This window comes from Streptomyces sp. NPDC059248, from assembly GCF_042753905.1.
In the GTDB taxonomy this organism is placed as follows: Bacteria; Actinomycetota; Actinomycetes; order Streptomycetales; family Streptomycetaceae; genus Streptomyces.
In genome coordinates, this window is the sequence record NZ_JBHYZV010000010.1 from 1 (window position 1) to 24,786 (window position 24,786).

Consider the following 24,786-nt stretch of genomic DNA (forward strand, 5'->3'; position numbering starts at 1 on the left):
CCCCTGCCACCGGGCACCGAGTCACCGACGGCGATCGGGCCTACCAGCTGTGGGCCACGTCCACGATCACCTGGTTGTTGGTCTGGGTGACCCGGAACGGCAGCTTGGCCCGGACGCCGACACCCACCTGGGTCTGGCCCTCCCAGCTCACGCCGTACTTGTGGTCACGGAAGGTCTGGTACCCGGTGACGTTGACGCCGGGCAGCCGCTCCTTGGGCGTGGCGTGGTACGTCGGGTTCATGTTCACGTCGTAGCTGGGCGCGTTGACGTGGATCGAGAGGATGGCGCCGCCCGATACGGGGATCGGGTCGCCGGTGAAGTCCTGCCGGAACTCGTCGACGTACTGCACGTAATAGCCGGTCTTGCCGGTACCGCCGGTGATGTCGAACACCATCCGGTCGAAACAGGCGTGCTGACCCGTCCTGATGTTCCGCAGCGGTGTCCCCGAGTACTCGGTCGCCTGTTTGACGCCGCTGCCCCACGGCGTGGCACACGCCGCCGCCTTGCCGGTCTTCTCGGCTGCCTGGGCCGCGGTCGCGGCGCCCGCCGAGCCCATGAGCCCGGCGCCCGCGACCACGAGCGCCGCGGCTATCGCCGTTAACCGTCGCATGAATACCTCCGGAACTAGTCCCCGCACGGTGCACGGCGGGGCCGGTGCCCCGCCGCAGACCCCTACCCTTCCGCGCCGGGACCGCCCCGGCATCCGCGCCCGTACTCAGCTGCCGTGTATGTAGCAGCTACTTCCGGCCCCGGACCACCACGACGACCGGCCTCCCCTCCAAGGTGCCCCGCCGCGCGAAGTCCCGCCAGCGCGCGGGCGTTCCGTGCGCGCGGGGACACGCAGGGTGCGCGTACGGACGAAAACGGCTGCGCACCTCGACAAGGGGCCTGCGCGCATGGACAACGACGGCACAGCCGCCGGACAGGACGCTGAAGGTGTACGGAAGTAAGGCCGTCGCCCGCGCCGCTCCTGGCGCGGGCGAAGGCCCCAAGACAGGAGGTGAAGAACATGACCGCACGTTACGAGAGCCCCGTGCTCGTCGACCTCGGCGCATTCAGCGACAGGACCCGCCTCGTCAGGCATGGTTACTGGTCCGACTTCCTCCAGTGGTGGCTCTAACCACCACCGAGCGGTCCGGCCGCCCACACATCCCGGCGGCCGGACCGTCCCGCCCCCACTCCCCACGAAAACCCGTGGCCCTGGACTCCCTCCCACGTCCACCCTGGTCACGTGAGTGAGAACCAGCCCCAACGCGCCGTCCGCGCCCGCCACACCGCCACGACCGTCACCGTCTACCAGGCGTACCCTCCCGCGATCGGCGAACCCGCCGCCCGGGACGGGCGGTTCCCCACCGTGTGGAAGCGGGACCGGATGACGTGGATCAAGCCGTCGTTCCTGTGGATGATGTACCGCTGCGGCTGGGGCACCAAGGAAGGTCAGGAGACCGTTCTCGCGGTCGAGATCTCCCGCGAGGGCTTCGAATGGGCCCTCCGGCACGCGTGTCTCTCGCACTACGTCCCGGCCGTCCACACCGACCACGACACCTGGAAACGGCAGTTGAGGACGGCGTCCACACGGGTGCAGTGGGACCCCGAGCGGGGCATGCGCCTCCAGCCGCTGCCGTACCGGTCGCTCCAACTCGGCCTGTCCGGCGAGGCCGTGCGGCGGTACGCGGACGAGTGGATCACCGGCATCGAGGACGTGACCGGCCTCGCCCGCGATGTCCACGCCCTGGTACGCGCCGGTGATGTGGACGCGGCCCGTGCGCTGCTCCCCCGCGAGGAGCCGTATCCCGAGCCCGCCGGGCTGCTCGACCATCTGCGCTGAGTCCGCGCGTCACTCGTCACTCGTCACTCGTCACTCGTGCGGGCGAAATCGATCCGGTGTCCTTCGAGGTCAATGCCGTGCGGGGGGCGACCGTGCGTCGGACCGGGGCCGGTTGCTCCCCACGATGGTCCCCGTTGCGTCATTTCCATCCATGAGCTGTCGGATCGACGTAGGGCGGGACAATGCCGATGACAGAACTGGTGGTCGGGGCCCTGGCCGCAGGGCTGGCGGGCGGGTTGACGGAGACGGGCCGACAGGCCGCGCGGGGCGCTTGGGACCGGCTCACGTCCCTGATGTCCCGGAGGCGCGACGACGTCCCGCCCGGTACGGACGAGGACGGCGGCCCGGCCGACGCACCCGAGCGCGGCGCGGGGCCGGGGACGTACCACGTCGTCGTGAACGGCGGCAGCGGTGTCGCGTGCGGCGACAACGTCACCCAGAACAACCACTTCCACTGACGGTGGCCGCGAAGGGCTGCTCGGGCGAGGGCGATCACCACCACTGCGCGGTCAAGGGGAACGGCGTCCTCGCCGGACCGCACGGCACCCAGAACAACTACTTCGCGCCCAGGCCACGACGTGCGACGGTCGTCGTCCTGCTGGCCCTGGCCGTCGTCCTGCTCGGCGGCCGGGGCAACCCGGATCACCCCCGGTCCGCCCCGGAGCCCGGCCCCACCGCGAGTCCGGCACCGACCCCGACGCCGAGCCCGGCACCCGGTCCGACGCCGGAACCGCCACGGAGCCAGGTACCGGCCCCGGCCCCGCAGCCACCACCACCACCACCGGGGCCCGCGCCGACGACGCGCGCCCCGCGCCCGCCCGCCGCCGCGCCCGACCCCGCGCCGACACGCCACAGGCCTTCCGAGCCGTCGCCGGACCGGACCTGTTCACCGAGAAAGCAGTACCGCGTGACCAAGAGCGCGCAGATCTGGGACGTCCGGGGGAACAGAATCGGCGATGTGGCCTCGGGAACCCTGTTCTTCCGGCAGGAGGCCGCGAGCTATCCCCGGCCCGTCCACGACCGCCACTACGGCACCGTCGACCAGGTCGTCTCCGGCACCCCGACCGGCTATGTCCTGCGCAAGAAGCTCGACTACGTCGGCGTGGTCGAGATCTGCGACTAGGACCTCAGGCAGGCGTACGGCGGGCGTCGAGGCGGCGCCGTCCGGCCGCGCCCGCGGCGCGCCAGTCGGCCCAGCGGCCCCCCGATACGGCGGCGAGCAGATCGAAGGCCTCGCCGACCCGGTCGACCGCGACGGCCAGGGCGCACAACCGGTCGACCAGCGCCGGGTCCGGGTCGTCGGCGGCGGCCGTCGTGTGGAGGGCCCGTACGAGGGCGACGGTGGCCGCGACGCGTTCCGGGGCGGACAGGTCGCGGGCGAGCAGCGCGTCGAGCGCCTCCGTGCCGGTGGCGGGAAGTACGGCGATGTCCAGCAGCGGGCCCAGTTCGGCGGCGTCCGGAGCGGGCAGCCGGTCCAGGAACCGCTGCCGCCGTCCGGCGTCGAGGCGGGCGAGGGCGCTCAGTACGGCCCACCGCTCGTTCTCCGGGCGCTGGATGCCCGGCGCGGTGGCGACGGGCAGGGGTCCGGGTTCGGCGCCGAGCAGCTCGGCGGCGAGCGCCAGATTGACGGCGCTGCGCTCGCCGTCCGGGAAGGCGTCGGCTTCGAGGGCGGCCAGCTCCGCCCAGCGGCCCGCCAGGATCAGCGCCGCGGGCCGGGCGGCCGAGCCCGGCAGTGCCACAGTGAGTTCGAGGATCCACCCGGCGGCCTCCGGGTCGGGGGCGGCCCGCAGCAGCTGGTCCCGTACCCGCCCGGAGAAGTAGGGCGCGAGGTTTCCGTAGGTGTGCCCGGCGGGGAATCCGTACGCGCGGGGGCCGCGCAGCCGCGAGTCGGCGTCGAGGAAGCCCGCGAGGTCGAGCCGGTCGCAGGCCCGTTCGGCGGCGGCCCGCCGGACGCGACGGCCCAGGACGGCGATCGTCAGATCGAGGAAGTCCCCCGGGGCCGGGTCCGCGGGGCCTTCCTCCGGGGCGGGGAACCACGGCAGTCCGGCGAGCGGCAGCCATTCCTGGGCGTCGCAGAACGATCCGAGGGTGTAGTCGTCGTAGAACTCGTCGGTTTCGTCGGCGAGGTGGATCAGCTCGCCGTCGTTGCCGAAGCTGTCGAACCACACGGTGCCCGCCCAGGGCCCGTCGAGGACCAGCCAGGCCAGGAAGTGGCTGCGGGTCGCGCCCAGGAGCAGGGCTCCGTCCGTGTACGCGGCCCCTTCCGGGAGGTCGTAGAAGGCGTCCTCCGGATCGTCGAACTGTGCGTAGAACTCGCCGGGTCCCTCCTCGAAGAAGTCGGTCCCCTCCGTCTCCTCCCATTCGGTGATGTGCCACGGCGGGCCGGCCCAGGGCCGGTCGAGGGGGAACGGCTCGGCGGGCCGGGGGCCGGTCTGCTCGCCGACGCGCTTTCCGGCGTACGACATCAGCAGGTCCGCGGGCTCGCCGAACTCCAGCAGATACCGCCGGTAGTTCTCCGGCAGCCGCGCTCCCAGCCGGGTCTCCGTCTCCACCACCTCGGCCTCCGTCAACGGGAAGAAGCCGGTCCGCCACGCCTCCCCGCCGCCCGGGCGCAGGGCGGCCCAGCGCGTGAACAGCTCGCGTATACGGGCCAGCCGCCGGTCGATCCGCTCGCCGTCCAGAGGCTGCCGGGACAGCGGCTGCCGGGACACGGGCTCAGATGTCATGGAAGGGTCCTTCGCCGTGAGAGGGGGCCGTCGCGGGATCCGCACCGCGCGACGGCGTGAACGGCACCCTAATGAGCCGCAGTGACAACGGGGTTCGCCGCCCGCACCCGCCTCCGGCCCGGGTCACGACGCCGTCGACTTCTCCCGTACGGGCTCCGCCGCCACCGCCTCGTCCGGCGGGCGCAGGGTGCGGGCCGCCACCACGACTCCCGTCGCGCAGACCGCCGCCGCGAGCAGGCAGACCAGGCTGAAAGCGCTGGAGAACGCCGACTCCGCGGCGGCCCGGGACGCGCCGGGGACCAGGTCGAAGCGGGCCGTCTCGACGGCGGCGCGGAGGCCGTCGGAGGTGCCGAGGCGGGTGGTGAGGACGGAGGCAAAGACCGCGCCGAAAACCGCGACGCCCGCCGCCGTGCCGAGCGGGTACGCCGCGTTCGTCAGGCCGGAGGCCATGCCCGCCCGGTCCGGGGGGACCGCGGCGACCGCGATGCCCATCAGGGGCGGGAAGATGAGCGCGCTTCCGACGCCGATGAGGACGAGTCCGGTGACGGTCGCGGCGCGTGGCGCGTCCGTCGCCGCCCAGGCCAGGGCGAGCAGTCCGGTGCCCTTGAGGGCGAAGCCGGTGGCGACCAGGGCCGAGGCGGGGAAGGCGCTCTGGAGGCGGGCGACGAAAACGCCGGTGATCAGCAGGCTGCCGGTGAGGGGCAGCAGATGGAGGCCGGTCTCCAACGGGGAGTACGCGTAGGTGCCCGCGAGCCAGAGGGTCGTGAGGGCGAGGGTGCCCAGGCCCGCGAGGCGGGCGAGGAAGCCGAGGACGGCGGCGCCCGCGAAGGCGCGGATCCGCATCAGCGACAGGTCGAGGAGCCCGTCGCCGCGCCGCTGGCTGAGGACCAGGGCGACGGCGAGGGGGATGCCGAGGGCGGCCGGTACGAGCACCCGGGCCGAGGTCCAGCCGTGTTCGGGGCCCGCGACCAGGGGATAGTGCAGGGCCAGCAGGGCGCCGACGGCGAGCAGCGCGCCCAGCGGGTCGAGTCGGCGGCCGGTGCCTGCGGGCGCGGCGGACTCCGGCATCCGGGCCAGCGCCCCGGCGATCACCAGGACGCCGATGGGGATATTGACGAGGAAGATCCATCGCCAACCTGCGGCCTCCACGAACACCCCGCCGATGACGGGGCCGAGGGCGCCGGCGGCGGAGGCGATCGCGGCGAAGGCGGCGATCGCGGAGCGTCTGCGGCCCTCGTCGTCGTAGGCGGCGGCGAGCAGGGCCAGCGCCGGGGCGAACATCAGCGCCCCGCCGAGCCCTTGCGCGGCGCGGGCCGCGATGAGGGACGCGGCGCCGGGCGCGATGCCGCACGCGGCGGAGGCGAGGGTGAACAGGACCGTACCGGCGATGAAGACGGCCCGGCGGCCGACGCGGTCGGAGAGCGCGCCCGCGGTGAGGAGGAGCGCGCCGAAGGCGAGGGAGTACGCGGAGACCGTCCACTGGACCTGGCCGAGTCCGGTGTCGAGGTCGCGGGCGACGTCCGTGAGGGCGACATTGACGACGGTGACGTCGAGGGTCATCACCACCCCGCCGGCGCTGACGAGTCCGAAGGTCCAGCGGGGGGAGGGCCGCCGGGCCGCCGGTCTCGTCGTCCCCGCCGCGGCCGCCGTCCCCGCCGGTTCCGTACCCGGTGCCACCGCCGTTGTCGTCGTCGCCTTCGGGCGCTCCTCCACAGGCTCTCCTCACACCGGGACGGATCCGGCCGTCCAAAGATCGGCGACCGGGCGGGTAAGGGTAACCTTACCTGGCCCATGACGGAGCATCAGATCGATCTTGGTGGCTGAAAATGGCGCTTGCGTCTTAGGTGAGCCTTACCTAAGGCTTGATTCGCTCAGTGCCGTCAGCGCCGTCAGTCCCGTCAGTGCCGTCAGCGCCGTTCACCGTGCCGCTCAGCGCCCGTACCACCGAAACCCGGAGTCGTTCGATGCCCGAACAGCCCGATCAGTCGGCCCAGCTCGATCAGCCGGTCCGTACCGATCCGCGCGACCAGCCCGTCCCCGCCCATCCCGTCCCCACCCTCGCCGAAACCGACCCCGCCGCCTGGCGCGAGGCCAACCGCCGACTGCTCGCCAAGGCACTCGGCGAATGGTGCTTCGAGGACATGCTGAAGGCGGTCGGGACCGACGACGCCCCGGACCCGGGTGACGGCAGCGCCGCGTACCGCGTCGATCTCGAATCCGGCACCACCTACGCCTTTCGCGCCACCACCGGCGCCTTCGACTGGCTCCGCGTCGACCCCGGCTCGATCACCCGCACCGCGACCAGCATGCTCGGCAACTCCATCGCCCAGCCCGCCTGGGACGCCCAGCGGTTCCTGATCGAGGCCGCCACCACCATCGGCAGCGACCCGTCCACCATCGCCACGTATCTCACCGAGCTGTCCGCGACCCTCGCCGTCGACGCGGCCCGGCTCACCCACGGCGGTGAGACCGTCGCCGAACTGCGCGGCCTCGGGCACACCGAGCTGGAATGCCGGATGACCGGGCACAACCTGCTCGTCGCCAACAAGGGCCGGATCGGTTTCTCCGCCGAGGACGTACGGAAGTACGCCCCCGAGTCCGCGCAGCCGCTCACCCTCCAGTGGGTCGCGGTCCACCGCGGGCTCGCCGAGTTCCGCGGCACCTCCGAACTCTCCGAGCACACGATCCTCCAGCGGGAGCTGGACCCCGACACCCGGGCCCGGTTCACCGCCGTCCTCACCGCCGCCGGCGTCGACCCCGACGGCTATGTCTGGATGCCGGTCCACCCCTGGCAGTGGGACCACGCCGTGCAGATCCTGCACGCCGCCGACGTCGCCCAGCGCCGGATCATCCCCCTGGGCCAGAGCCCCGACCTCTACCTCCCCGGCCAGTCGATCCGCACCATGGCCAATATCGGCACACCCGAGCGGTACGACGTCAAACTCCCCCTCAAGATCCTCAACACCCTGGTCTGGCGCGGAATCCCGCCGCACTGCACCTCCGGCGCGCCCGTCGTCACCCAGTGGCTGCGCGGACTGGTCGACCGCGACCCCTTCCTCACCGACGAGTGCCGCACCGTCTTCCTCGGCGAGGTCGCGTCCGTCACCGTCCACCACCCCTATCTCTCCGACCTCGACCAGGCGCCCTACCAGCATCTGGAGACCCTGGGCTGTATCTGGCGCGAGTCGGTGTCGGCACGCAAGGACGCCGGCGAACGGGTCCGTACCTTCGCGTCCCTCCTCCACACCGACACCGCCGGGGACGCCTTCGTCGCCGAACTCGTCCGCGCCTCGGGACTCAAGCCGGAGAAATGGCTGCGGAAGCTCTTCGACACACTCCTCCCGCCGCTGCTGCACGTCCTCTACCGGTACGGCGTCACGTTCAACCCGCACGGCCAGAACACCCTCATCGGGTACGACGAGAACGACGTCCCCGTCCGGCTCTATCTGAAGGACTTCGTGGACGACGTCTGCGTCTCCTTCACCGATGTCCCCGAACGCGGCCCGGAGCCCGACGGCCACCACCACGTGCTGCCCCGCAAGCACCCCTCGATCATCCGCCAGCACGTCGTGGACCAGGTCTTCGTGGGCCACTTCCGCTATCTGGCGCCCCTGTGCGAGGAGCAGCTCGGCGTCCCCGAGAAGGTCTTCTGGCGGCTGGTGCGACGCACGATCCTCGACTTCCAGAAGGACTTCAGGAAGCGGTTCCCGGAGTTGGAGGAGCGGTTCGCCGAGTACGACCTCCTGACCGAGCAGATCCCCCGGTACGGGCTCAACCGCGACCGGATCGTCGTCACCCGGTACGGGGACCGCGCCCTGCGGCACGCCCTGTACCCCAACGGCACCCACCCCAACCCGCTGGCCGAGGAGGGCGGCGCATGACCGCCACCACTGTCGTCGTCCCCGCCCCCGCGGACGTTCTGCACGGACTCGACCCGCGCGGCGCCGCCGAACACGCCCATCTGGAGGCGTTGCTGCGCTGCTGGCTCCGGGAGACCGGCGTCGAGCCCGCCGCCGGACCGCTGCGGATCGAGCTGCCGGCCGCCGGGCTCGCCCTCGTCACCGAGGTCGTCCACCGCTCGCCCACCGGCTGGCACCGCTTCGGCCCGGTCCGGATCGAGGGCCCCGGCGGGCCGCTCGGCCCGACCGCCGACCCGGTGACCGCCGTCGCGCTCGTCGCCACCGAGGCCGCCGCCGCCCAGTCCGGGGGCCGGGGCGCGGTGCCCCCCGGCGAGGTCGCGGACCTGGTGGAACGTACCGCCGAGTCCGTACGGAGGGTCGCGCGCTTCATCGCCGAACGGCGCGAGCGGCCCGAGGCACCGCCCGGCACCGACGCCTTCCTCGACTCCGAGCAGGCGCTGCTCCTGGGCCATCTCCACCACCCGGCGCCGAAATCCCGTGACGGGCTCTCCGACCACGAGACCGGTGTCTACTCGCCCGAGCTGCGCGGCTCGTTCCGGCTGCACTGGTTCGCCGCCGATCCGGCCGTCGTCTCCCACGACGCCGTCGCGGGCGCGCCGTCGCTGCGCGGCCGGGACACCGTCGAGCTGCTGGCGGATCTGGCGGGACGGCCCGACACCGGCGGCCGGATCCTGGTCCCCGCCCATCCGTGGCAGGCCCGGGACGCCGTCCACCGCCCCCGGATCGCCGCCCTCATCGCCTCCGGGGCCCTCGAACCCCTCGGCGAGCTGGGCGAGCCGTGGTGGCCCACGTCCAGTGTGCGGACGCTGTACCGGCCCGGTACGGAGGTGATGCTGAAGCTCTCCCTCGGGCTGCGGCTCACCAACTCGCGCCGTGAGTCGACCCGTACGGAACTCCTGCGCGGCCTGGAGATCAACCGGCTGCTCGACGCGGGCCACGCCGACGCCACGTTCACCGCCCACCCCGGCTTCTCGATCACCCGCGACCCGGCGTGGCTCGCCGTGGACGAACCGGGCCGCGCCGAGGGCCCCGAGATCACCGGGCTCGACGTCGCCGTCCGGGAGGTGCCCGCCGGGATCGGCACGTACCGCTGTCTCGTCGGCCTGGTCGCGCCCCGGCCGGGCATGGGCCGCAGCCTCCTCGGCGAGACGGTGGCCGCGCTCGGGCCGGGAGCCGCCGAGCGGTGGACCGCCGACTACACCGACCGGGTCCTGATCCCGATGCTGCATCTGTACGCCACCACCGGCATCGGCCTCGAAGCGCACCAGCAGAACACGCTCGTACGGCTGGACGGCGACGGGCGCGTCACCGGCTCCGCGTTCCGCGACAACCAGGGCTACTACCTGGCCGCGTCCCACCTCCCCGCCCTGCTGGGGCGGCTCGGCGTCGACGCCTCCACGCTCGCCGTCGTCGACGACGACCTGGTGGACGACCGGCTCTCCTACTATCTGCTGCGCAACCAGGCGCTCTCCGTCGTCGGCGCGCTCGCCGTCGACGGCCTGGCCGACGAACGCGACCTGCTCGCCGTCCTCGCGGCCCGGTTGCGGGCCGCGCTCCCCGCGCTCGCCGACGCCGCGCCCGGCGGCGACCGGCTGGCGCGGCGCTGGCTCACCGCGCCTACGCTGCCCTGCAAGGGCAATCTGCTCACCCGGCTCCACGGGATCGACGAGGTACTCGCGCCGCTGGACGCGCAGTCCGTCTATCTCGACGCCCCCAACCCCCTGCTGGAGGCATCCGCATGACGTCGTTACACCAGGAAGCACCCGGAACGGCACCCGAGGCCGCGACCGTCCCGGGCCCCCCGCTCCCCCTGCTCGACGGCCGCTGGACGGCCCGGGTGGCGCGAGCCAACGGCGCCGACCTCGACCTGGTGCACGGCTGGATGCAGTCCCCGCACATCGACGCCTTCTGGCACCAGGCGTGGCCGAAGGAGCGCTGGGAGGAGGAGATCTCCGGCCATCTGGCCGGGGACGCCATCCTGCCGGTGCTGGTGGCGCTGGACGGTGAGCCGTTCGCCTATATCGAGGTGTACCGGGTGGTCCGCGACCGGCTCTGCGGTTTCTACCCGTACGACGCCCGGGACCTCGGCCTCCATATCGCCATCGGGGAACGCACCCGCACGGGCCGCGGCCTCGGCCGGGAGCTGCTGCGGGCCCTCGCGGAGGGCCTGCTGGCGGCGGACCCCGCATGCCGCCGGGTCGTCGCCGAACCGGACCTCGGCAACGAGCCGTCGCTACGGGCCTTCGCGGCGGCCGGCTTCCGCGACCGGGGACCGATCACCCTCCCCGACAAGGAGGCACTGCTGATGATCCACCCGAGAACGGAGGCCGACCTGCCCTAACGGGTCCCCACAGCAGACACAGCCCTGTCCGGCTCGGTCCGGACAGGGCTGCCACCTGTCCGGACTACCCGACCTCGTCGTCGGGGGACGGCCCGGCACCGTGCTCGGCCGCACACTTAACCGGCGTCCCGGAAGGGGCGCGTTCGGCTCCCCATGCGATGGGCGGCCCAGCGGGCGGACGCGGTGACCAGACGAGCGGTCCACGGGTCCGGGTCCTCACTTCCGATTTCCTCCCACAGGTTGGCGTTGGCCACGGCGAACGCGTCCACGCCCTTTGAGGGGGCGCTCCGCCAGGCTGGTACTTCTCCCGCCCAGCGCTCCGCAGACTCCACCGTGTGGTTCCCAACGGCCATGAGCCAGATCACCCAGTAGCCGGCGTCCAGCCATGCGGCGCCCCGGGTGGCCCATGCCCAGTCCACGAGAAGCGCGGTCTCCTCCACGAGCACGTTGGTGTTGTTCAGGTCCGTGTGAAGGAGGGAGTCCCCGGCGAAGTGGCCCAAGTCTGCCCGCTTCGCCGCGTAGCGCTCAAGACGTTGCTCCGCCTGTCGAAGCTCGATGTCCGGGCAGACCACTTCGCCCAGGCGGACGAGAAGGTCGGCCACCTTCGGCAGATCCGGCGATCCGGGCGAGTAATCCGCGTGATGCCCATCAAGGGCTTCGAAGCCCAGAAGGTCCCACTCCTCTTCTTCGATCCGCCACCGGAGGATCGGGGCGACTCCGCGAAGGAAGGGGTTGACTTCAGCTTCCCGCCGCTGGGTCCACGCCCGTGGATGATCAGCACGGAGTCCCTTGACGTACACGCTCCCGGTCTCCGAGAAGACACGGGCGGCAATCTCACTGTTGAACCCCTCCTTCGCCGGTTCGACCTTCAGGAGCGGTCCGGTACGCGCCTCGACTTCGGCGAGCACCGCCGGGGGGAGTTCTTCAAAGGCGATTCGGGTAGTTGCCACGGCTCCACACACTTGCACACCATGAGCCGCGCGGGCCCCACGACAGGTGATGCGTGAAGCCCACGGCCTGCCCCCGGGCGCAGCAGCCCTCGCCCTGCGCATCTGGCCCAGCTCATCCGGTCCTTGGGCATCACCACGGGGACTGGGGCAAGGCCCTAACCGACCTCGTCGTCCGGGGACGGGCCTGCCCCGTGCTCGGACGCGCACGCGGGGCAGGCGTACCGCACCACGATCCCGGTGACTCCGACGACGACGGGCGCGGCGGTTTCGCGTCCGCAGTGCGCGCAGGGCGGGGTGAACGGCCGGGGGGTGTGGAGGAGGGCCTCGCGTGTCATGAGATCCCCTCCTCGTCGGAGGGTAGGCGGTACTCCCGTCCGAGCTCGGCCCAGGCCGTGGCGTAGAACTGCTCGCGCTGGCCGGGGGTGAGGTGTTGTGCTTCCCCGGCGGTGAAGATCGCGCGGGCGGTGGCGGAACTGGGCCCGGTCCACGGCCGGGCCCAAGGAGAGACGGGAACGGGGACCACGACCGGCGAGAGGGCACGGTGTCGGCCCCCGCCGGGAAATAACAGGTTCAGGGCCCATGAGAACGCCTGGACGATAAGGTCTCGCATGTCGGTTCAGCTCCTCGAAAGCTGATTCGGCGTAGCCCCGACAGTCCGTTCCTAGGCAGGCTGTCGGGGCGTTGCCGTTGTCAGATGTCCCTGGCCGTGACGGGTACGCCGTCGTGCGCCGGATGCCGCCGAAGCAGTACGCGACAGTCGGTGACGAGCGTCTTGTCACGCGCCTCCCGCGCCCGCTCCAGGAGCACGCGAAGCCGCGCGCACTCGCCGCACTCCCCCTGCTCGTTCACGGGCGTCCTCCCGCACGCTGATTCGCCTCGTCCACGCGAGGCCGGAGCCGCGCCATGGTGGGGCTGTCGGAGCGGTCGAGGTCCTCCGGAGGGACCTTGGAGTCGGGGCATTTCGGGTGCCCGCACTCACACGGCGGCCACCGAAACACCGCCTCGGAGAGGGAACTCAATTCCATGCCGTAGCCACCTTTGCGCGCCATGCGCAGCGCTTCAGGATGGGGTTTCCTATCGGCAGGAGGGCCAGAACCGGGTTTCTGATTGTTCCGAATTGAATCAGCGCCCATGCCAATCTCCTCTTCGTAGCGGATTCACTACCAAGCACGGGCCAGCGTGGCTTAGAGTCGAAATACCAATCAACTGGGCAGCAACGAAGGAAGGGTTGGTATCCCCCGTGGTGAACCGCAAGCAACTCGACCCCAGCGCGGGGCCCGTGGAGGCGTTCGGAGCACGTTTACGCAGCGCAAGGGAGGCACGCGGCTGGACACAGGACGACCTGGCCAACTTGATGGGCTACTCCAGTCAGCACATCTCCGCACTGGAAACAGCTCGTAAACCTCCAACCCTTCCATCGGCGCAGAGTGCGGACACCGTCTTCGGATTCACCGGGACCACGGAGTCATTCGAACGCGCGTACCGCGAGATCAGCAACGGTGCCTTGCTGGAGGGATTTCCCGAGTATCTGGGCCTTGAGGCCCGGGCAGCGGAGATCCGGATGTTCGAGTCGGGACTCATCCCTGGACCGCTCCAGACCCGGGAGTACGCGCAGGAGGTCGCCAACTGCGCCGTGCAGCGCGGCGACATCACCCCTGAGCAAGCAGATGAGCGGGTCGAGTTCCTCATAAGCCGACAGGCCGCCCTGTTGCGGACTCCACCGCCGCTGATCTTCGCAGTACTGGACGAGGACTGCATCCGCCGCCCCATCGGCGACGACGGCATCATGGACGGCCAGTTGGCGCGCTTGATCGAATTCGCCCGGATGCCCAATACGGCGCTACAGATCGCACCGTTCTCCATGGGCGCTCGGAGGCCGTTCGACCGCCTCGTACATCTGTTGACACTGCCCGACAGGTCGCTGATGTCCTACGTCGAATCCCAAACACAGGGCTATCTGGAACGTGAACTGACCTCTGTACTGCCCCTGGTGAAGAACTACCATCAACTACAGACCGAAGCAGCCTCGCAGGCAGACTCCGTAGCCATGATCAAAGAGGTACGAAGGGGCATCACGTGACGACCACGGCCAACTCTTCCCCCCTGTACTGGGTGAAGTCCTCCTACAGCACGAGCAACGGTGGGTCCTGCATCGAGTGGGCGCCGTCGTACGCGTCCGCCACCGGCACAGTCCCCATACGGGACAGCAAGCACACCAATGGCCCGATCCTGATGGTGAGCACCGCCGCCTTCGCGGGACTCGTGGCTTTCGCCAAGGCATCCGACGTCTGAGCCCGACGCGAGAGCCCTGTAGGGGAGTGCGACCAGTGATTCTTCCTGCCACACGCACGATGACGTGGGTGAAGTCCAGCCATAGCGGCCCCAACGGCGGCGAGTGCGTCGAATGGGCGCCGTCTTACACGTCCGCGACGGGCACAGTCCCCGTACGAGACAGCAAACTCCCGAACGGTCCGGTGCTGATGGTGAGCACTACAGCCTTCGCCGGACTCGTGACACTCGCCAAGAGATGCGGTGCTTGAGCAGTCCCTCGGGGCTGATGCCGTGGCCGTGATCATTAAGGCACGAAGGGGCATCCCATGACGAATACATTCAACTCCCCATCCATGCGCTGGGTGAAGTCCACCCGCAGCACTGACAACGGCGGGTCCTGCGTCGAGTGGGCACCGAACCACGTATCGGCGACCGGCACGGTCCCCGTACGAGACAGCAAGCGCCCGAACGGACCGGTACTCATGGTGTCCCCCGCCGCCTTCGCCGGACTCGTCACGCTCGCCCGCACGACCCACGCGATCTGAAGCCGTCCCGGCACACTCCGCCTGGTCACACACCGGGCGGGGCAGCCTCTGAAGCTGAGTCCATAGCCGAGACCAATGAGGCACGAAGGGCATCCCCTGATGACCGCATTCAACTCTTCATCCGTGAACTGGGCGAAGTCGAGCTACAGCGCCCCGAACGGCGGCGAGTGCGTCGAGTGGGCACCGCAGTACGCGTCGGCGACCGGCACGGTCCCCGTACGGGACAGCAAGCTGCCGCACGGGCCCGTGCTGATGGTGAGCCCCGCCGCCTTCGCCGGGCTCGTGGCGCTTGCCCGCGTCGCCGACGCGGGCTGAAGGCGTCCCGACAGCCCCGCCCGGCACACATCGGGCGGGGCGCCCGGGCGCCCTACGCGTCGGCGCCGCCGTACGTCCCGTACTCCGGCAGGCCCGTCGGCGCGTAGACGTGGATGGCGATTCCGCCCGGTGTCGTCTCGTGGTGCAGCAGCCTCAGGCCCGCCGGGGTGCCGCCGTCCGGGAAGAGACGACGACCGCTGCCCACGACCACCGGGGCGATCGCGAGGCGCACCTCGTCGATCAGACCGGCGGTCAGCAGGGAATGGCCGAGCCGGGCGCTGCCGTGGATCTGGAGCTCGCGGCCGGGGAGTCGCTTCACCTCGGCGACCTGGGCCGGGACGTCGCCGGACAGGATCGTGGACGGCTCCCATCCGGCCCGGGTCAGGGTCTGGGAGGCGACGTACTTCGGCAGGCCGTTCAGGATGCGGGCGTTCGGGTGGTCGGTCATCTGCGGCCAGTCCCGGGCGAAGTTCTCGTACGTCCGGCGGCCGAACAGGAACGCGTCCGCCTCGCCGAGCCAGCCGGCCACCACGTTCTCGAACTCCTCGTCCAGGTGCGGCACCAGCCAGCCGCCCCCGGTGAACCCGTCGCTGGTGTCCTCGTCCGGCGAGCCGGGGCCTTGGGAGACGCCGTCCAGCGACAGGAACTCCTGCAACACCAACTTCATCGCGCACCACTCCTCTGGTTCGGGGAAACATCCGTCCCCGCCCTTGCGGATGTCGTAACCCGGCGCGCGCTGGAGCCGCGATGCCAAAACTCGCATTTCCTGGCTCCGAGGAAGACCGGGCGGGACAATACGGGGTGGCGGGCAGGTCGGGGGAGGGAGAGCCACTGTGTCACCGGGTTGGAAGATCACGGTCATCGCGCTGGCGGGGGTGGCCATCGTCTCCACGCCGCTCATCTGGCTGCTGGACGGCCCCGGGGCGGGGCAACTCGTCGGGGCCTCCGTCCAGGCCGCCGTCGCCGTCGCTGCCCTGGTCTGGGCCCTCTTCCAGCAGCCGACCCCGACCGGTCCCACGGACCGGGCCGTGCAGACCGGGCAGGCCACCAACGGCGGCGTCACCGGCATCAAACGGCCGGGTGGCCAGGGGCACGGCTCCGCGACGGCCGAACGGACGGGAGAGGCCAGCGGGCCGAATTCCGTCTCCGGCATCGACTACTCCAACTAGGCTCCGCACCCATGGCGAAGGCGTCAAAACGCAAGGCACGGGGCGAGGAGTCTGAGCCGTCGGTGACCGTGGCGGACAGCGGCAACGCCGCAGCCAGTAACGGCGGCACCGCCATCAGCGGTGTCGTCAACACGCTGAACGTGCAGCAGCGCGCCCTCCCGGAGCCGACCCCCTGGCCACATCAGGTCGGGGTGATCCCATCCCCGGCACGGTCCTTCCAGCACCGCGCCGAGGTGGACCGGCTGCGGACGGCCGTCGAGGGCAGCGGCACCGCCGTCCTCTCCCAAGTCCTCACCGGTATGGGTGGCGTCGGCAAGACCCAGCTCGCCGCCGACTACGCCCGCGCGGCCTGGGACGACGGCGGGCTGGATGTCCTGGTCTGGGTGACCGCGAGCGCCCAGTCGCCCGTGGTGGCCGCCTATGCACAGGCCGGTGCCGAACTGTGTCGGGCCGACCCCGCAGATCCCGAACAGGCCGCGAAGAAGTTCCTGGCCTGGCTGACCCCGAAGGCGGGGCAGCGGCCGTGCCGCTGGCTGATCGTCCTGGACGACGTCGCCGACCCCAACGACCTGGTCGTCCACCCCGACGACCCCGGCAACCGGTACAGCCTGTGGCCGCCCGCGAGCTCTTACGGCCGGACCCTCATCACTACTCGCCGCCGGGACTCCGCCCTGTTCGGAGAAGGCCGCCGTCGGATCGAGGTGGGCCTGTTCACCCCCGCCGAGTCGGCCGCCTATCTCACGGCGGCCCTGGCCGCCCAGGGCCGTAGCGAGCCCGCCGATCAGCTTGCCGCTCTGGCTCAGGACCTCGGGGATCTGCCGCTGGCTCTGGCCCAGGCCGCCGCCTATCTCGTCGACTCCGGAGAGACCCCGGCCGCGTACCGTGCTCTATTGGCCGATCGCGCGACGAAACTCGCCGACCTCACGCCCGACGCCCTGCCCGATGAACAGGCCGCCGCCCTCGCCGCCGCTTGGTCCCTGTCCGTCGAACGCGCCGACACCCTACGCCCCGCCGGCCTGGCCCAACCCATGCTCCACCTGGCCGCCCTGCTCGACGCCAACGGCATCCCCCAGGACGTCCTGACGAGCCGGATCGCCCGCCTCTACCTTGCCGCGTCCGACCCCCGACGGGCGCAACGACCGAAGTGGTGGCACTTCAGACGGCGGCTCTCTCTGGCAGCGGTCACCCCCGAGGAGGCATTCGGCGCCCTGCGTGCCCTGGATCGGCTCAGCCTTATCGACCACCAACCCGACAGCCCGCACCAGGCCGTCCGAATCCACCAGCTCATCCAGCGCGCTACCCGCGACACCCTCAGTCCCGAGCGCCACGACCAAGTCGCGCGCGTCAGCGCCTATGCCCTCATGTCCGCATGGCCCGAGATCGAACGTGATACCGACCTCGCCCAAGCCCTGCGCGCCAATACCGAGGCTCTCACCCACCACGCCGAAGCCGCCCTGTACCAGCCGAAGGTGCACCTCCTGCTGCATCGCTTCGGCCGCAGCCTCGGCGAATCCGGTCAGATCACCGCCGCTGTCGACCACCTCATCCGCCTTGCCGACATCGCCCGCAGCCGCCTCGGCCCCGACCATCTCGACACTCTCTCCGCCGTGGGGGACCTGGCCATGTTGCGCAGGCTGGCAGGGGATCGGGCCGGAGCAGCGCGAGGCTTCGCCGAAGTGTTGGACTCCATCGTGCGAGCGTTGGGCGAAGACCACCCCTACTCCCTCGTCACCCGGAACAACCTCGCCTCCATGTGGGGGGAGCTGGGAGACGCGGCCGGAGCGGCGCAGGCCCTCGCCGAACTCCTGCCCCACCAAGTGCGGGTACTGGGCGAAGACCATCCCAGCACCCTCACCACCCGCAACAACCTCGCCCTGATGCGGGGACGGGCCGGGGACGCCCCAGGAGCCGTACAGGCCCTCGCCGAACTCCTCCCCGACCGCATACGGGTACTGGGCGCGGACCACCCCGACACCCTCACCAACCGGGGCAACCACGCCCTGATGCGAGGGCAGGCGGGGGACGCTCCAGGGGCCGCACAAGCCCTCGCCAACCTTCTGACCGACCGGATACGGGTACTGGGCTCAGACCACCCCGACACCCTCACCAACCGGGGCAACCACGCCCACTGGCTGGGAGAGGCGGGGGACCCGGCCGGAGCCGCACAAGCCCTCGTCGGCCTCTTGGCCGACCGAACGCGTGTACTGGGCGCAGACCACCACCTCACCCTCGCCACCCGCGACAACCTCGCCTACTGGCGGGAGCGAGCCGAGTTGAGCGCCGGGAATCCGGGCACCGACCATTCGTGAAGCCCGAAGATCACCCCCGCGAAACCGCCCCCGGCGGCAAGTCGTACTCCCCCCGCATCACCCCCTGCACCACCAGGCTGAACCCCGCCGCCGCCCCCACCACGACCGCCGCCGGCCCGAACCCCACCCCCACCGACAGGACCGCGCCCGCCAGCAGCAAGCGGCCCGGTTCCATCGGGCGGACCGTCGCGAGGGCGGTTTCCGGGGGCACCGCCGAGCCGGCGCGGAGGGCCGGGGCGTAGGCGATCGAGCCGCAGACGACCGCCGCCGCCAGCAGGACCGGGTAGCCGGGGAACGCGGCGATCGGGAGCATCACGGCCGCCACCACCGCCGAGGCCATCGCGGCGCCGTACAGCCAGGCCGACATCCGTACCGCCGCCCGTGGCCCGTGCCGTACCGCGTACGTACCGACGCCACCCGCCCGGTCGCCGTCGATGTCGCGGAGGGTGCCCAGGAGGTTGTGGGCCGCGTCGTGGGCGGCGAAGGACAGGGCCAGGGGGAGGACGACCAGCGGCGGGCGGTCGTGGGTCAGCAGGACGCCGGCCAGGAGGACGGCCGCCATCCAGCCGCCGCGCAGGACGTTTCCGTACAGGCCCCGGCCCTTCAGCGCGAGCGCGTAGGTGACGACGCCGCCCAGGATCCACACCATCAGCAGGGCCGAGCCGCCGTCGACGGCCGCGAGCGCGCCCAGCGAGACGGCGATCGCGGCGAGGCCCGTCGCCAGGGCGATCCTGGGCGAGAGCCGCCCGGACGGGATGGGGCGCTGGGGGCGGCCGGTGGCGTCGAGGTCGCGGTCGAACCAGTCGCACAGGTAGTGCGCCCCGATCCACGCGGCCGTGGGTGCCACAAAGGCCACGACGCCGACGCCGACCCCCGACCCCGGCCGGTCGGCGCCCGGGAGCAGCGCTCCGGCGAGGGAGACGAGACCCGGATAGCAGAGGGTGTAGGGGCGCCAGGTCTGGAGGTGGGCGTAGAGCATGCGCCCCATGAGTCTCAGGGGGGTGGTCATGACACGTACGGTGGGCCGACTGTCCCGGGGTGTCGAAGAGGCGCGGGGGCACGGAGCCCCCGGGTCACCCGGCTGCCCTAGACGCGGCCCCCGGGTCACCCGGCTGCCCTAGACGGGGTCCTGGACGCGGCCCCGTCGCCGGGTCAGCAGGGTGTACGCCCCCGCGAGCACCAGCAGCGCCGGTACGCCGACCAGGCACGCCAGCCGCATCTCGGGGACCGCGAACCCGGTCGCGTACACCGACAGCAGTGCGGCGACGCCCAGCAGCGGGGTGAGGCGGCCGCCGCGCAGGCGGAGGGTGGACGGCGGGCGGTCCGGCTCGCGCCGGAAGGCGAGCAGCGTCAGCAGGATCACGATCCACACGGCGACGATCCCGAAGGTGCCGAGGGCGAGCAGCACCCCGAAGACCCGGTCCCCGAAGATCGCCGTCACCCCGGCGACGACGAGGAAGCCGGCGGCGGTGACGAGGACGGCGCGGCGCGGTACGCCGTGCGCGGTGGTGGTGGCGAGGGCGCGCGGCGCGAGCCGGTCGTCGCCGAGGGAGTGCAGCATGCGCCCGGCCGCGTACAGATTGGCGTTCGCGGCGGAGAGGGCGGTGACCAGGACGACGAAGTTGGTGACGGACGCGGCGGCCGGGATCCCGGCGGCGTCGAACATGGTCACGAAGGGGCTGGCCTCGGTGCCGTGTCCGGGGGTGATCTCGGTCCACGGCAGGACGGCGAGCATGACGGCGATCGCGCCCAGGTAGAAGAGGGTGAGCCGCAGGACGAGGGTGCGCAGGGCCGTACGGAGCGCCGGGCCCGGCTCCTTCGCCTCGGGCGCGGAGACGGCGACGAGTTCGATGCCCGCGAAGCTGAACAGCACGATCGCCATGACCAGCCAGATCGCGAGCGGGCCCTCGGGGACGAAGCCGCCGTGCCCGGTCCAGTTGCCGATACCGGTCGCGGGCCGCTCCGGCAGGCCGAAGACGATCAGTACGGTGCCGATGACGATGAACGCGACGACGGCGAACGCCTTGACGGCGCTGAGGACGGACTCGGTGGTGCCGAAGTTCCGTACCCCGGCCGTGTTGACGGCGGTCACGGCGCCCGCGAAGACGAGGACGGCCGCCCACAGGGGCACGTCGGGCCACCAGAAGCGGAGATAGATCGCGGCGGCGACGACTTCGGAGCCGATGCCGACGATCAGGGCGACCCAGTAGATCCAGCGGACCGAGAATCCGGCGAAGGGGCCGAGGAAGCGTCCGGCGATGGCGCCGAAGGAGCCCCGTACCGGGTAGGCGCTGACCATCTCGCCGAGCGCGTAGGCGACGACGAGGGCGATCAGGGCTCCGGCGGCGTAACTGATCAGTACGGCGGGACCGGCTACGGAGATCGCGGCGCCGGCGCCGAGGAAGAGTCCGGTACCGAGGGCGGAGCCGAGGCCGAGCAGGGCCATCTGGCGCCGTCCGAGCCCGCGCCGCAGCTCGTTGCCGCCGCCGTCGGGCTCGGTGGCCGCCGGAGCCGCCGGGGCCGTGGGGCGGCGGGGAGCGGTGGTCACGGCGGAGTCCTCAGGGGTGGCGCTACGGGGTCGGCGGCGGCGCGGTCGAGGGGGTCGCGCACTCCCGGGAGGGGAGGGGCCGATGACCGATCCGTCCCCTACCGTACCGTTCCATCAGTCACAACCGGACCGGATGGTTCCGCATCGTTCCGCACGGAGCCCGGCGGCCGGGCCGCGACGGCCCGGCGTCACCGCTCCCGCTGAGCCGCCAGGACATGATCGCGAGCGCCTTCGACATGCGCGGTGATCACACGGCGCAGCGCGGCGGCGTCCCGGTCGCGGAGCGCGTCGACCATCCCCTGGTGCTCGTCGTCGATGCGTTCGAGGTCGTGGCCGGAGCGTGCCCAGCGCCTGCTGTACGGCTCCACGAGGTGCAGCAGCTGGTCGACGAATCGCAGCGTGAGCCGCCGCTCGGAGAGCGCGTAGACGCGCCGGTGGAACTCGTAGTTGAGCACGGCCCGGCCCGCGGCGTCGGCGCCCAAACGTCGCATCTCGTCGGCGAGGTCCTGGAGTGCGTCGATGTCCCGGTCGCGGCAGCCGCGCACGATCTCGTCGGCCAGATGGGGCTCCATCTGGAGGCGCAGTTCGAAGAGTTCGGCGATCTCGCCGCGGCTCAGCTCGGCGACGATCATGCCGCGCTGCGGCTGCACCTCGATCAGGCCCTCGGCGGCCAGCGTGTGCAGGGCCTCGCGCAGGGGGATCCGGCTGACCTTCAACTCGGTCGCGAGCTTCTCCTGCACCAGACGGGTGCCGGGGAGCAGTCCGCCGTCGCGGATGGAGGTACGCAGCCGTTCGGCGATGAGGCCGGCGCTGTTGCTCGTGCTGGGGGTCCGGCCTGCTCGGGTCACCTCGACACTCTATCCCTTGTGCACCAACGCAGCGGCTGTATACATTCACTTTCCTCCCGCAGCGAATGTATACAGTCGCTGCGGGCATCGCTTTCCCGCCACCAGAAGCCACCAGAAGCCACCGGAAGGGGCTGCCGGATGTCACGTGCCGTCGACGTCGCCGTCATCGGAGGAGGGCTGCTCGGGCTGGCCACGGCCCGGGCCCTGCTACGAGCCAGGCCCGGCCTGTCCGTCACGGTCCTGGAGAAGGAGACGCACTGGGGCGCCCACCAGTCCGGGCACAACAGCAACGTCATCCACAGTGGCCTCTACTACGCGCCCGGCTCCCTCAAGGCCCGGCTGGCCCGGGCCGGCGGCGAGGAGATGATCAGGTACTGCGAGCAGCACGAGGTGCCCGTCAAGCGCACCGGAAAGCTCGTGGTCGCCACGTCCGAGGCCCAGCTCCCCGGTCTGGACACGCTCGCGGAGCGCGGCCTGGCGAACGGGGTCACGGTGCGGCGGCTGAACCGCGCCGAGTTCGCCGAGCGGGAACCCCATATCGCCGGGGTGGCCGCGCTGTCGGTCGCCGACACCGCGATGACCGACTTCGGCGCGGTGTGCCGCGCGCTGGCGGCCGAGCTGACCGGACTCGGCGCCGAGCTGCGCACCGGATCACCGGCCCTCTCCTTCGCCACCACCCCGGACCGGACCGTGATCCGTACGCCCGGCGAGGAGATCCGGGCCCGGACCCTCGTGAACTGCGCGGGCCTGCACAGCGACAAGATCGCGGCGGCGGCCGGCGACCGCCCGACGGTACGGATCATGCCCTTCCGCGGCGAGTACGCCGAGATCAGGCCCGGCCGCCGCGGACTGGTCAACAACCCCGTCTACCCCGTGCCCGACCCCGAACTCCCCTTCCTCGGCGTGCACATCACCCCCATGCTCGACGGCACGGTCCACGTCGGACCCAACGCCGTGCCCGCCCTGGCCCGCCAGGGCTACCGCTGGCGCGACGTCGACCCCCGCATGGTGGGCGAACTGCTGGTCGACCCGGCCCTGCGCGGTCTCGCCCGGCGCTTCTGGCGGCACGGGGTCACCGAGATCAGCCGGTCGCTGATCTGGCCGCTGTTCGTCCGCGACGTCCGCAGGCTCCTCCCGGAGATCGAGAGCCGGGACATGCGGCGGCACGGCAGCGGCGTCCGCGCGCAGGCGGTCACCCCGGACGGCCGGCTCGTCGACGACTTCGTCATCAGCCGCACCCCGCGCGCCGTCCACGTACTCAACGCGCCGTCACCCGCGGCCACGTCGAGCCTCCACATCGGCAGCCGGATCGCGGCCGACGTCTTCGAACAGCTCGGCCACGGCGACACCGCGCGGGCCGTACGCGAAGAGTCCGCCGCGGCCTGATCCGCGAGAGCCGCGGCCCGATCCACGAGAAACGGCCCGGCCCGGCCCCACCCGGCACACCCGGCCCCACCCGGCACACCCAGTCCGGCCCACCCCCCGCACCCGCCACCCCCACTTCCCCATCTCTTTCAACGGTGATCGAGGACAGCACATGGCGCATGCCCCGCACACAGCCGCGCAGGACCCCGGACCGCCCCCCGCCGTCGCCCGCCGCCGCGTCGCCACCGCCACCATCGTGGGCTCCGCGCTGGAGTGGTACGACTTCTACCTCTACGCCTCCATGGCCGCACTGGTCTTCGGCAAGATCTTCTTCCCGCAGACCGACGACGCGGCCGGCACCATGGCCGCCTTCGCGACCTTCGCGGCCGGATTCCTGGCCCGCCCGCTGGGCGGCATCCTGTTCGGCCATCTCGCCGACCGCATCGGCCGGCGGAACGTACTGATCATCACCTTCGTCCTGATGGGCGTCTCCACCGGACTGATCGGACTGCTGCCCACGTACGACAGCATGGGCGTCGCCGCGCCGATCGCCCTGGTCATCCTCCGGATCTTCCAGGGCCTCGGCTCCGGCGCCGAGTACGCCAGCGCCGCGGTGGTCGCCTACGAGCACGCCGACGAGAACCGGCGCGGCCGTCAGGGCGCCTGGCCCGCCCTGGGGTTGAACCTGGGGTTGTTGCTGTCGTCGCTGACCGTCACGCTGCTGACCACTCTCGACGAGGAGACCCTTCTGAACTGGGCCTGGCGGGTCCCGTTCATCGCGAGTTTCGCCCTCGCGGGCGTCGGCCTGTGGGTGCGGCGCCGCGTCCCCGAGTCGTCCGACTTCCAGAAGACGAAGGAGAAGCAGGAGCAGACGGCCGCCCCGCAGTTGCCGCTGGTCACCCTGTTGCGCGAGCATCGGCGCCCCCTCCTCGTGGTCCTGGCCGTCTCGCTCGGATACAACGCCCTCAGCTACATTTTCAAGACCTTCTCCCTGGCCTATCTCTCGGACTTCCAGGACGTCTCGGCGAGCGTCGGCGCGTTCGGTGTCACCCTGGCCAGTGCCACCGCCATCGTCGCCGTGCCGTGCTTCGGCTGGGCCAGCGACCGCTTCGGCAGCCGGAAGGTGCTCGCCGCGGGCGGTATCGCGTCGGCGCTCTTCGCCTTCCCCTTCTTCCTTCTGCTCGACACGGGGAACTCCCTGGTGATCTGGCTGTGCCTGATCATCGCGACGGGTGTCCTGGCCCCGGCCATGTTCGCCCCGCAGGGCTCGTTCCTCTCCCGCCAGTTCCCGGCGGACGTCCGGGTCAGCGGAGTCGGTACGGGACGGGAGATCGGCGCCGCCCTCTCGGGCGGTCTCGCCCCGCTGGCGGCCCTGGCCATCGTCGGCGCCAGCGCGACCAACGCCACCTGGGGCGTCTCCCTCATCCTCGTCGCCGCGGGCGTCGTGGTCGTCGTCGGCGCCTTCTTCGACCGGGCCGCCCACCCGGCCGCCGCCGCACCCTCCGTACAACAGGAACAGGAACCGGAACAGGAACCGGGAACGGACCAGGCGCCGGACCGGGAGGACGCCCCCGTGGGCGGGGCCCGGTGACACTCCGGCCGAGGAGAGGCAGCCGCTGAACGGCACGGGCCCGCGCCCCCCGAGGGGGAC

The 24,786-nt window shown here is 71.7% G+C and carries 27 protein-coding genes; 16 read left to right on the plus strand and 11 right to left on the minus strand.

Going from position 1 to position 24,786, the window contains the following annotated elements:
• Positions 1 to 40: 40 nt before the first annotated feature.
• Positions 41 to 610, minus strand: coding sequence for a hypothetical protein (locus ACFXG1_RS06340; RefSeq protein WP_384741400.1), 570 nt, complete (start codon positions 608 to 610; stop codon positions 41 to 43).
• Between the two features lie 399 nt (positions 611 to 1,009).
• Here ACFXG1_RS06340 and ACFXG1_RS06345 point away from each other — a divergent pair, with 399 nt between their 5' ends.
• The 4 genes from ACFXG1_RS06345 to ACFXG1_RS06360 all read left to right on the plus strand — a co-directional run bounded on the left by ACFXG1_RS06345 (position 1,010) and on the right by ACFXG1_RS06360 (position 2,951).
• The gene (locus ACFXG1_RS06345) at positions 1,010 to 1,120 is read left to right on the plus strand and encodes a lasso RiPP family leader peptide-containing protein (protein ID WP_384714640.1); all 111 of its coding nucleotides are present in this window, start codon (positions 1,010 to 1,012) and stop codon (positions 1,118 to 1,120) included.
• A 111-nt stretch (positions 1,121 to 1,231) separates the two neighbouring features.
• On the plus strand, positions 1,232 to 1,828 hold the full coding sequence (locus ACFXG1_RS06350; protein WP_384714638.1) for a DUF4291 domain-containing protein: 597 nt from the start codon (positions 1,232 to 1,234) through the stop codon (positions 1,826 to 1,828).
• Positions 1,829 to 2,016: 188 nt separating this feature from the next.
• Positions 2,017 to 2,286 (plus strand): hypothetical protein, encoded by a 270-nt coding sequence (locus tag ACFXG1_RS06355; protein WP_384714635.1) that lies wholly within the window; start codon positions 2,017 to 2,019, stop codon positions 2,284 to 2,286.
• A gap of 2 nt (positions 2,287 to 2,288) precedes the next feature.
• On the plus strand, positions 2,289 to 2,951 hold the full coding sequence (locus ACFXG1_RS06360; protein WP_384714633.1) for a hypothetical protein: 663 nt from the start codon (positions 2,289 to 2,291) through the stop codon (positions 2,949 to 2,951).
• A gap of 4 nt (positions 2,952 to 2,955) precedes the next feature.
• Here ACFXG1_RS06360 and ACFXG1_RS06365 read toward each other — a convergent pair whose 3' ends face one another.
• Together ACFXG1_RS06365 and ACFXG1_RS06370 are read right to left on the minus strand one after the other, a co-directional pair.
• Complete coding sequence (locus ACFXG1_RS06365) at positions 2,956 to 4,554, minus strand: SMI1/KNR4 family protein (protein ID WP_384714630.1); 1,599 nt, start codon at positions 4,552 to 4,554, stop codon at positions 2,956 to 2,958.
• Positions 4,555 to 4,677: 123 nt separating this feature from the next.
• Complete coding sequence (locus ACFXG1_RS06370) at positions 4,678 to 6,267, minus strand: MFS transporter (RefSeq protein WP_384714627.1); 1,590 nt, start codon at positions 6,265 to 6,267, stop codon at positions 4,678 to 4,680.
• A gap of 251 nt (positions 6,268 to 6,518) precedes the next feature.
• On the opposite strand from ACFXG1_RS06370, the gene ACFXG1_RS06375 reads away from it, so the two are divergent.
• The 3 genes from ACFXG1_RS06375 to ACFXG1_RS06385 are packed head-to-tail and all read left to right on the plus strand — an operon-like array spanning position 6,519 to position 10,815.
• Positions 6,519 to 8,435, plus strand: coding sequence for an IucA/IucC family protein (locus ACFXG1_RS06375; protein WP_384714624.1), 1,917 nt, complete (start codon positions 6,519 to 6,521; stop codon positions 8,433 to 8,435).
• Positions 8,432 to 10,216, plus strand: coding sequence for an IucA/IucC family protein (locus tag ACFXG1_RS06380; protein WP_384741404.1), 1,785 nt, complete (start codon positions 8,432 to 8,434; stop codon positions 10,214 to 10,216). The genes ACFXG1_RS06375 and ACFXG1_RS06380 overlap by 4 nt, the downstream gene beginning before the upstream one ends.
• Positions 10,213 to 10,815 (plus strand): GNAT family N-acetyltransferase, encoded by a 603-nt coding sequence (locus ACFXG1_RS06385; protein ID WP_384722971.1) that lies wholly within the window; start codon positions 10,213 to 10,215, stop codon positions 10,813 to 10,815. The genes ACFXG1_RS06380 and ACFXG1_RS06385 overlap by 4 nt, the downstream gene beginning before the upstream one ends.
• Positions 10,816 to 10,931: 116 nt before the next feature.
• On the opposite strand, the gene ACFXG1_RS06390 is transcribed toward ACFXG1_RS06385, so the two are convergent.
• The 4 genes from ACFXG1_RS06390 to ACFXG1_RS06405 form a co-directional block, all read right to left on the minus strand.
• Positions 10,932 to 11,765 carry an aminoglycoside phosphotransferase gene (locus tag ACFXG1_RS06390; protein WP_384710698.1) on the minus strand — a complete coding sequence of 278 codons (834 nt, stop codon included), beginning with the start codon at positions 11,763 to 11,765 and terminating at the stop codon, positions 10,932 to 10,934.
• Between the two features lie 155 nt (positions 11,766 to 11,920).
• The gene (locus ACFXG1_RS06395) at positions 11,921 to 12,100 is read right to left on the minus strand and encodes a hypothetical protein (RefSeq protein WP_384710701.1); all 180 of its coding nucleotides are present in this window, start codon (positions 12,098 to 12,100) and stop codon (positions 11,921 to 11,923) included.
• Positions 12,097 to 12,375, minus strand: coding sequence for a hypothetical protein (locus ACFXG1_RS06400; protein ID WP_384710704.1), 279 nt, complete (start codon positions 12,373 to 12,375; stop codon positions 12,097 to 12,099). The genes ACFXG1_RS06395 and ACFXG1_RS06400 overlap by 4 nt, the downstream gene beginning before the upstream one ends.
• Before the next feature lie 80 nt (positions 12,376 to 12,455).
• Positions 12,456 to 12,614, minus strand: coding sequence for a hypothetical protein (locus tag ACFXG1_RS06405; protein ID WP_384710707.1), 159 nt, complete (start codon positions 12,612 to 12,614; stop codon positions 12,456 to 12,458).
• Between the two features lie 391 nt (positions 12,615 to 13,005).
• Between ACFXG1_RS06405 and ACFXG1_RS06410 the strand changes: the two genes are divergently transcribed.
• The 5 genes from ACFXG1_RS06410 (at position 13,006) to ACFXG1_RS06430 (ending at position 14,896) form a co-directional block, all read left to right on the plus strand.
• A complete protein-coding gene (locus ACFXG1_RS06410) occupies positions 13,006 to 13,845 on the plus strand; it encodes a helix-turn-helix domain-containing protein (protein WP_384710710.1) in 840 nt (279 codons plus the stop codon).
• Positions 13,842 to 14,057 carry a DUF397 domain-containing protein gene (locus tag ACFXG1_RS06415; RefSeq protein ID WP_384710713.1) on the plus strand — a complete coding sequence of 72 codons (216 nt, stop codon included), beginning with the start codon at positions 13,842 to 13,844 and terminating at the stop codon, positions 14,055 to 14,057. Before ACFXG1_RS06410 ends, ACFXG1_RS06415 begins: the two co-directional genes overlap by 4 nt.
• 59 nt (positions 14,058 to 14,116) lie before the next feature.
• Positions 14,117 to 14,305 (plus strand): DUF397 domain-containing protein, encoded by a 189-nt coding sequence (locus ACFXG1_RS06420; protein ID WP_384710716.1) that lies wholly within the window; start codon positions 14,117 to 14,119, stop codon positions 14,303 to 14,305.
• 57 nt (positions 14,306 to 14,362) lie between these two features.
• A complete protein-coding gene (locus ACFXG1_RS06425; protein WP_384710719.1) occupies positions 14,363 to 14,581 on the plus strand; it encodes a DUF397 domain-containing protein in 219 nt (72 codons plus the stop codon).
• A gap of 99 nt (positions 14,582 to 14,680) precedes the next feature.
• Positions 14,681 to 14,896, plus strand: a complete 216-nt coding sequence (locus ACFXG1_RS06430; protein ID WP_384710722.1) for a DUF397 domain-containing protein — start codon at positions 14,681 to 14,683, stop codon at positions 14,894 to 14,896.
• A 52-nt stretch (positions 14,897 to 14,948) separates the two neighbouring features.
• On the opposite strand, the gene ACFXG1_RS06435 is transcribed toward ACFXG1_RS06430, so the two are convergent.
• Positions 14,949 to 15,563, minus strand: a complete 615-nt coding sequence (locus ACFXG1_RS06435) for a dihydrofolate reductase family protein (RefSeq protein ID WP_384710725.1) — start codon at positions 15,561 to 15,563, stop codon at positions 14,949 to 14,951.
• Between the two features lie 166 nt (positions 15,564 to 15,729).
• On the opposite strand from ACFXG1_RS06435, the gene ACFXG1_RS06440 reads away from it, so the two are divergent.
• Together ACFXG1_RS06440 and ACFXG1_RS06445 are read left to right on the plus strand one after the other, a co-directional pair.
• Positions 15,730 to 16,065 (plus strand): hypothetical protein, encoded by a 336-nt coding sequence (locus tag ACFXG1_RS06440; RefSeq protein ID WP_384710728.1) that lies wholly within the window; start codon positions 15,730 to 15,732, stop codon positions 16,063 to 16,065.
• 11 nt (positions 16,066 to 16,076) lie between these two features.
• On the plus strand, positions 16,077 to 18,374 hold the full coding sequence (locus ACFXG1_RS06445) for a tetratricopeptide repeat protein (RefSeq protein ID WP_384741409.1): 2,298 nt from the start codon (positions 16,077 to 16,079) through the stop codon (positions 18,372 to 18,374).
• A 10-nt stretch (positions 18,375 to 18,384) separates the two neighbouring features.
• Here the strand turns inward: ACFXG1_RS06445 and ACFXG1_RS06450 are convergent, their stop codons facing one another.
• The 3 genes from ACFXG1_RS06450 to ACFXG1_RS06460 all read right to left on the minus strand — a co-directional run bounded on the left by ACFXG1_RS06450 (position 18,385) and on the right by ACFXG1_RS06460 (position 21,770).
• The gene (locus ACFXG1_RS06450) at positions 18,385 to 19,383 is read right to left on the minus strand and encodes a UbiA family prenyltransferase (RefSeq protein ID WP_384710734.1); all 999 of its coding nucleotides are present in this window, start codon (positions 19,381 to 19,383) and stop codon (positions 18,385 to 18,387) included.
• A gap of 108 nt (positions 19,384 to 19,491) precedes the next feature.
• On the minus strand, positions 19,492 to 20,922 hold the full coding sequence (locus ACFXG1_RS06455; RefSeq protein ID WP_384710737.1) for an amino acid permease: 1,431 nt from the start codon (positions 20,920 to 20,922) through the stop codon (positions 19,492 to 19,494).
• A 188-nt stretch (positions 20,923 to 21,110) separates the two neighbouring features.
• Entirely contained in the window at positions 21,111 to 21,770 is a 660-nt protein-coding gene (locus tag ACFXG1_RS06460; RefSeq protein ID WP_384710740.1) for a GntR family transcriptional regulator, read from the minus strand.
• A gap of 138 nt (positions 21,771 to 21,908) precedes the next feature.
• Here ACFXG1_RS06460 and lhgO point away from each other — a divergent pair, with 138 nt between their 5' ends.
• Together lhgO and ACFXG1_RS06470 are read left to right on the plus strand one after the other, a co-directional pair.
• On the plus strand, positions 21,909 to 23,156 hold the full coding sequence (lhgO, locus tag ACFXG1_RS06465) for an L-2-hydroxyglutarate oxidase (protein WP_384710743.1): 1,248 nt from the start codon (positions 21,909 to 21,911) through the stop codon (positions 23,154 to 23,156).
• Between the two features lie 151 nt (positions 23,157 to 23,307).
• Complete coding sequence (locus tag ACFXG1_RS06470; RefSeq protein WP_384710746.1) at positions 23,308 to 24,726, plus strand: MFS transporter; 1,419 nt, start codon at positions 23,308 to 23,310, stop codon at positions 24,724 to 24,726.
• Positions 24,727 to 24,786 lie beyond the last annotated feature (60 nt).

Coding starts and splice junctions, on each gene's coding strand:
- ACFXG1_RS06340 (WP_384741400.1), bottom strand. CDS start 610: ATGCGACGGTTAACGGCGATAGCCGCGGCGCTCGTGGTCGCGGGCGCC.
- ACFXG1_RS06345 (WP_384714640.1), top strand. CDS start 1,010: ATGACCGCACGTTACGAGAGCCCCGTGCTCGTCGACCTCGGCGCATTC.
- ACFXG1_RS06355 (WP_384714635.1), top strand. CDS start 2,017: ATGACAGAACTGGTGGTCGGGGCCCTGGCCGCAGGGCTGGCGGGCGGG.
- ACFXG1_RS06365 (WP_384714630.1), bottom strand. CDS start 4,554: ATGACATCTGAGCCCGTGTCCCGGCAGCCGCTGTCCCGGCAGCCTCTG.
- ACFXG1_RS06375 (WP_384714624.1), top strand. CDS start 6,519: ATGCCCGAACAGCCCGATCAGTCGGCCCAGCTCGATCAGCCGGTCCGT.
- ACFXG1_RS06380 (WP_384741404.1), top strand. CDS start 8,432: ATGACCGCCACCACTGTCGTCGTCCCCGCCCCCGCGGACGTTCTGCAC.
- ACFXG1_RS06385 (WP_384722971.1), top strand. CDS start 10,213: ATGACGTCGTTACACCAGGAAGCACCCGGAACGGCACCCGAGGCCGCG.
- ACFXG1_RS06395 (WP_384710701.1), bottom strand. CDS start 12,100: ATGACACGCGAGGCCCTCCTCCACACCCCCCGGCCGTTCACCCCGCCC.
- ACFXG1_RS06400 (WP_384710704.1), bottom strand. CDS start 12,375: ATGCGAGACCTTATCGTCCAGGCGTTCTCATGGGCCCTGAACCTGTTA.
- ACFXG1_RS06420 (WP_384710716.1), top strand. CDS start 14,117: ATGACGTGGGTGAAGTCCAGCCATAGCGGCCCCAACGGCGGCGAGTGC.
- ACFXG1_RS06425 (WP_384710719.1), top strand. CDS start 14,363: ATGACGAATACATTCAACTCCCCATCCATGCGCTGGGTGAAGTCCACC.
- ACFXG1_RS06430 (WP_384710722.1), top strand. CDS start 14,681: ATGACCGCATTCAACTCTTCATCCGTGAACTGGGCGAAGTCGAGCTAC.
- ACFXG1_RS06435 (WP_384710725.1), bottom strand. CDS start 15,563: ATGAAGTTGGTGTTGCAGGAGTTCCTGTCGCTGGACGGCGTCTCCCAA.
- ACFXG1_RS06445 (WP_384741409.1), top strand. CDS start 16,077: ATGGCGAAGGCGTCAAAACGCAAGGCACGGGGCGAGGAGTCTGAGCCG.
- ACFXG1_RS06450 (WP_384710734.1), bottom strand. CDS start 19,383: ATGACCACCCCCCTGAGACTCATGGGGCGCATGCTCTACGCCCACCTC.
- lhgO (WP_384710743.1), top strand. CDS start 21,909: ATGTCACGTGCCGTCGACGTCGCCGTCATCGGAGGAGGGCTGCTCGGG.
- ACFXG1_RS06470 (WP_384710746.1), top strand. CDS start 23,308: ATGGCGCATGCCCCGCACACAGCCGCGCAGGACCCCGGACCGCCCCCC.